This window comes from Lampropedia aestuarii (assembly GCF_004803635.1).
GTDB classification, from domain to species: Bacteria; Pseudomonadota; Gammaproteobacteria; order Burkholderiales; family Burkholderiaceae_C; genus Lampropedia; species Lampropedia aestuarii.
The window spans coordinates 1-4285 of sequence record NZ_SSWX01000047.1 but is presented as its reverse complement, the minus strand read 5'-3'; the positions used below and the strand labels follow the sequence as shown (position 1 = coordinate 4285).

The window sequence follows — 4285 nt, the reverse complement described above, 5'->3', positions numbered from 1 at the left end:
CCTGTGCAGCTTTTTAGTGGGTCAATACAGCGGTAGGCAGGCGTGGGCCAGATTGCGGCTCACGCCTGTTTGCTCAGCCACGAGCAAACGCTAGTCAGTAGATGGGTCTATGGCTGCTTACTGGATTTTCGCCCCCAATGCCTCGACGGTGGCTTTGGCGTCTTTGAAATCCTTTCTAAAAAAGACATCGAAGTCCGTCATCGACATGGCTTTGGGCTCAGCCCCTTGGGCAAGAATGGCTTGCTGAATGCTGGGGTCCGCCAGCAACTGATTGACTTGCGTGTTCAACTCTAGCGCAATCGATTCAGGCAAATGTTTGGGGCCAAACAAGCCAAACCAAGTGCTGTTGTCAAAGTTTTGCAGGCCCAACTCGGCCACGGTGGGAACATCGGGCAAGGAGGAGCTGCGCTGTGCCGATGTCACGGCCAGCGGGCGCAGCTTGCCGGCTTTGATTTGCGCCATCGCAGAAGGCACAGTGGACATCAGCAAATCCACATGGCCTGAGACGGTATCGAGCAGCGCCGGGCTAGAGCCTTTGTAGGGCACGTGGTTCAAGGCAATGCCAGCGGCCTTCTCAAACATTACGCCATTGATGTGCAAACCTGTGCCAAGGCCAGGGGTGCCATAGGTGATCTGACCCGGTGCTGCTTTGGCTGCGGCAATGACGTCGTCTAAAGTCTTGAAGCGGCCATCCGCAGCGGTCGCAATCAGCAATGGGGCGTAGGCGACATGGGCCACCGGCGTCAGGTCTTTTTCTGGATTCCAAGGAAGGCCGCTGTAGAGGTAATAGCCCAGCACGAGATTGTCTTTTTGGCCCATCACAATGTCATAGCCAGTTGGCTGGGCCCGCACGGCTTCACTGATGCCAATCGTGCCGCCCGCGCCTGGCCGATTGTCGATAATGACCGTCCATTGGTTTTTCTCGCTCAGCTTTTGCGCCAACAGGCGCGACAAAATGTCGGTGCCACCGCCTGGTGGAAACGGCACAATCAAGCGCACGGGCTTACTTCCTGGGTAGTTCGTGGTGGCCGGCGGTGTTTGTGCCAACGCGGCCATGCTCAGTGCGGCCAGCAATGCGCAGGCGGCGCCTATTTTTCTCATCATTGGGTGTGTCTCCTAAAAAAAAAGAGCCAAGGCAAGCCCTGCACTTCTGCTGTGCTGCGCGCGCGGCCTCAACCATCGGCCCCCATCCCAGCCACGGCTGGTTGACAGGGCTTGCTTGGCGTTAATAATTAGCACTGACCCCATAAAAAATGGGATTCAGGCAATGGCAGTGGCATGGGAGCCGAGACTGACTAAAATCAGCTTTTTAAAGCTCAGCTTTTGACCACAAAGGGGTCGCGTTCGTCGTCCGAAAAATCGATCATCACGTTCTTGGTATGAAGAAATTCAGCCAATCCCGCTTCGCCACGTTCACGGCCAAAACCGCTTTCTTTGGTGCCGCCAAATGGCGCTTGAGCGGCACTGACGCGGTAGGTATTGACCCACACCGTACCGGCCTTGATCGCACGTGTCATGCGCATGGTGCGCGACAGGCTGCTGGTCCATACGCCCGAGGCCAAGCCATAGCGTGTGCCATTGGCAATGCGCACCGCATCTTCTTCGCTGTCAAAAGGAATAATGCTGAGCACAGGACCGAAGACCTCTTCTTGGGCAATCTCCATCGCGTTGTCCACATCGGCAAAGATGGTGGGCTGCACAAAAAAGCCTTGTTCCAAGCCAGCGCCTGAAGCCCTGGCGCCGCCAGTGACCAGTCGCGCGCCCTCTTTGGTGGCTTGGTCAATGCGCTCAATGATGCGCTTAAACTGGGGTTCATTGGCCACTGTGCCCATCTCGGTGGCCAGATCCAGCGGATTGCCCAGCCGAATATTTTGTGCGCGCTGCTTCAGCGCTTCAACCACTTGGGGATAGATCGAGCGTTGCACCAAGAGTCGAGATCCAGCAATGCAGGTTTGCCCCGTTGCCGCAAAAATGCCTGCCAGCGCCCCCACGATGGCGCGCTTGAGATCAGCGTCTTCAAAAATGATGTTCGGGGACTTGCCACCCAGCTCCAGCGTAACAGGCACGAGGTTTTGGCCTGCCGTCGCGGCAATGCTTTTGCCCACTTCAGGACTGCCGGTGAAGCTGATGCGATCGATGTTGCGGCTGCCCACCAGCGCCTTGCCAACCCGGTAGTCGCCAGTCACCACGTTAATCACCCCTTTGGGAAAGCCCGCCTGCTCCACCAGTTTACAAAACTCCAGCGTCGTTGCAGACGCATGCTCTGAGGGTTTCACCACCACCGTATTGCCTGCTGCCAAAGCGGGCGCGAGTTTATTGGAGAGCAAGAGCAATGGTGAATTCCAAGGCGTGATCAAGGCCACGACCCCCAGAGGCTCATTGCTCACATAGTCAAACACATCGCGCTGGTCCAGGGGAATGACCTGCCCCCACAGCTTGTCCGCATAGCCGGCATAAAACCGGTATTGACGTGCTGCCAAGCCCATCTGAATGCGTGTTTCACGAATCACCTTGCCGTTGTCGGTGGACTCCAAGCGGCTCAGCTCATCTGCGGAAGCGTCCATCAGGTCCGCCAGTCGAAACAGCAATCGGCTGCGCTCCAAGCCGGTCGTCTGCCGCCAGCCATGCTCGAACGCATGGCGCGCTGCCGCAATCGCCTCGGCCACCTGCGCATCACTGGCTTGCGGAATCGTGGTCCACATGGTGCCTGTGTAAGGGTTGATGGCCTCAAAGCGTTCGCTGGTCTGGGCCCAATCGCCTGCAATAAACAATCCGTTCTTCATAGTATCTTCCATAGTCATTTGTGATGTGAGATTTAGCGTGAGCGCTTGTCGCTGTCGGCTGCGTCTTTGCGCACCACAGCAAGCAGGCTTTCAGAAGAGTTCCAGACATGCTGCTCGGCCAGTTCGCTGGCAGTTTTGGCATCCTTGTGGCGAATCGCTGCCACAATCTGGCGCTTTTCCTCCACACTGGCGCTCGCCCTGGGGCTGTGCGAGAGCGAGAGTCGGCGCAGCCGAGCCAGGCGGTTTCTTTGCGCGGCCAGGTAGCTGGCCATCAGCTCATTGCCTGCGGCCTCTAGCAGCACTTCGTAAAACGATTCAATCGCCTCGATCTGCGCCTCCACATCCGCTGCTGCTTGGGCTTTGGTCATCGCGACCAGCGTGACTTCCAATGCATCGATTTGCTCAGCCGTAGCTCTATGCGCAGACAGGGCGGCAACGCGGCCTTCAATCGCAGCGCGCATCTCAAAAATCTGGCGCACGCCATCCTCATCGATGACGGCAACAGTTGGGCCTTTGTATGGTTCTTTGGTGATCCAGCCTTCCGCTTCCAATTGCCCAAGGCTTTCGCGCACCACCGATCGGCTCACCCCCAGCAAGTCACACAGGGTTCGCTCTACCAGCCTGGCACCAGGCGGCAATTGCCCGCCAATAATGGCTTGCCTGAGTTTCTCCAGAGCCAGCTGCCGCAACGTGGGGTGCGCGCGCTCAATGGCCATTGCGTCACGAAGGCTGTCAGCGGGGCTCGATGGGGCATCGTCGTTGGGTGTCTGTGTCGTAGTCATTGGCTGTTTGAAAAGTGCTTAATTTTAGATTGTCTGATGGTATACCAACATACAATTTAATTCAAGCCTGATTTTTATGGCTTCTCAAAACGTCCATAGCCAATATTTCTTTGCGCCAAACTGCACAGCCCAAGCACAGAACTGCGCGGCAGCGCGACTGCAAGCGCTGATACTTCAAACCACTGGAAGCACGTGCACNATGAGCACAAGGCAAATCAGAGCGAAATACACGCTGGAGTTCAAGCTGGAGGCAGTGAGGCAGGCATGCACAAGTGGTGTCACAGCAGCCGCATAAGCATTGAACATTCCCAAAGGGTCATTGGTCAACTGGGTGCGTCTGGACTGCAAAGATGAGCTGAAGGGCAGTCTGCAGCAATCCAAGGCGAGCACGCCAACGGTCACGGCGGAGCAGATAGAAATCACGCGTTTGAGAGCCGAGAACGCACGCCTTCGAACCGGTCAAGGCAACATGTACCCAAACATGTTGAGGAGATACTGGTATGACACGAATATGGAGAGGATTCACGCCCGAGCAGCGTTTACAGCTTGGGCGTATGTGCAAAGCGGGCAGTAGCATTACGGATATCGGTATTGCGCTCAGCAAGCCGCCCGGAACTATCCATGCTCATCTAGCGCTCAAGGGTGGTATTTGTCCTTTACAGCGTCAGCCCACAAGCGTGGTGTACCGAATTTACAGGGAGTTGGAGCTCAATTTACGCA

3 protein-coding genes and 1 pseudogene are annotated in these 4285 nt (G+C 56.5%); 1 reads left to right on the top strand and 3 read right to left on the bottom strand.

Annotation, left to right across the window (positions count from 1 at the left end; genetic code table 11):
- Window positions 1–117: 117 nt before the first annotated feature.
- The 3 genes from E8K88_RS17740 to E8K88_RS17730 form a co-directional block, all read right to left on the bottom strand.
- Window positions 118–1104: a Bug family tripartite tricarboxylate transporter substrate binding protein gene (locus E8K88_RS17740; protein ID WP_136407998.1), complete on the bottom strand. Its 987-nt coding sequence runs from the start codon at window positions 1102–1104 to the stop codon at window positions 118–120.
- Between the two features lie 212 nt (window positions 1105–1316).
- Window positions 1317–2783 (bottom strand): aldehyde dehydrogenase, encoded by a 1467-nt coding sequence (locus E8K88_RS17735; protein ID WP_136407997.1) that lies wholly within the window; start codon window positions 2781–2783, stop codon window positions 1317–1319.
- A gap of 32 nt (window positions 2784–2815) precedes the next feature.
- On the bottom strand, window positions 2816–3565 hold the full coding sequence (locus tag E8K88_RS17730; protein ID WP_136407996.1) for a GntR family transcriptional regulator: 750 nt from the start codon (window positions 3563–3565) through the stop codon (window positions 2816–2818).
- Window positions 3566–4065: 500 nt separating this feature from the next.
- Between E8K88_RS17730 and E8K88_RS18210 the strand changes: the two are divergent.
- A pseudogene (locus E8K88_RS18210) lies at window positions 4066–4285 on the top strand (IS30 family transposase); the annotation flags it as partial.

Excerpts from the sequence above, each read along its gene's own strand:
- E8K88_RS17740 (WP_136407998.1), bottom strand. The coding sequence starts at position 1,104 with ATGATGAGAAAAATAGGCGCCGCCTGCGCATTGCTGGCCGCACTGAGC.
- E8K88_RS17735 (WP_136407997.1), bottom strand. The coding sequence starts at position 2,783 with ATGAAGAACGGATTGTTTATTGCAGGCGATTGGGCCCAGACCAGCGAA.
- E8K88_RS17730 (WP_136407996.1), bottom strand. The coding sequence starts at position 3,565 with ATGACTACGACACAGACACCCAACGACGATGCCCCATCGAGCCCCGCT.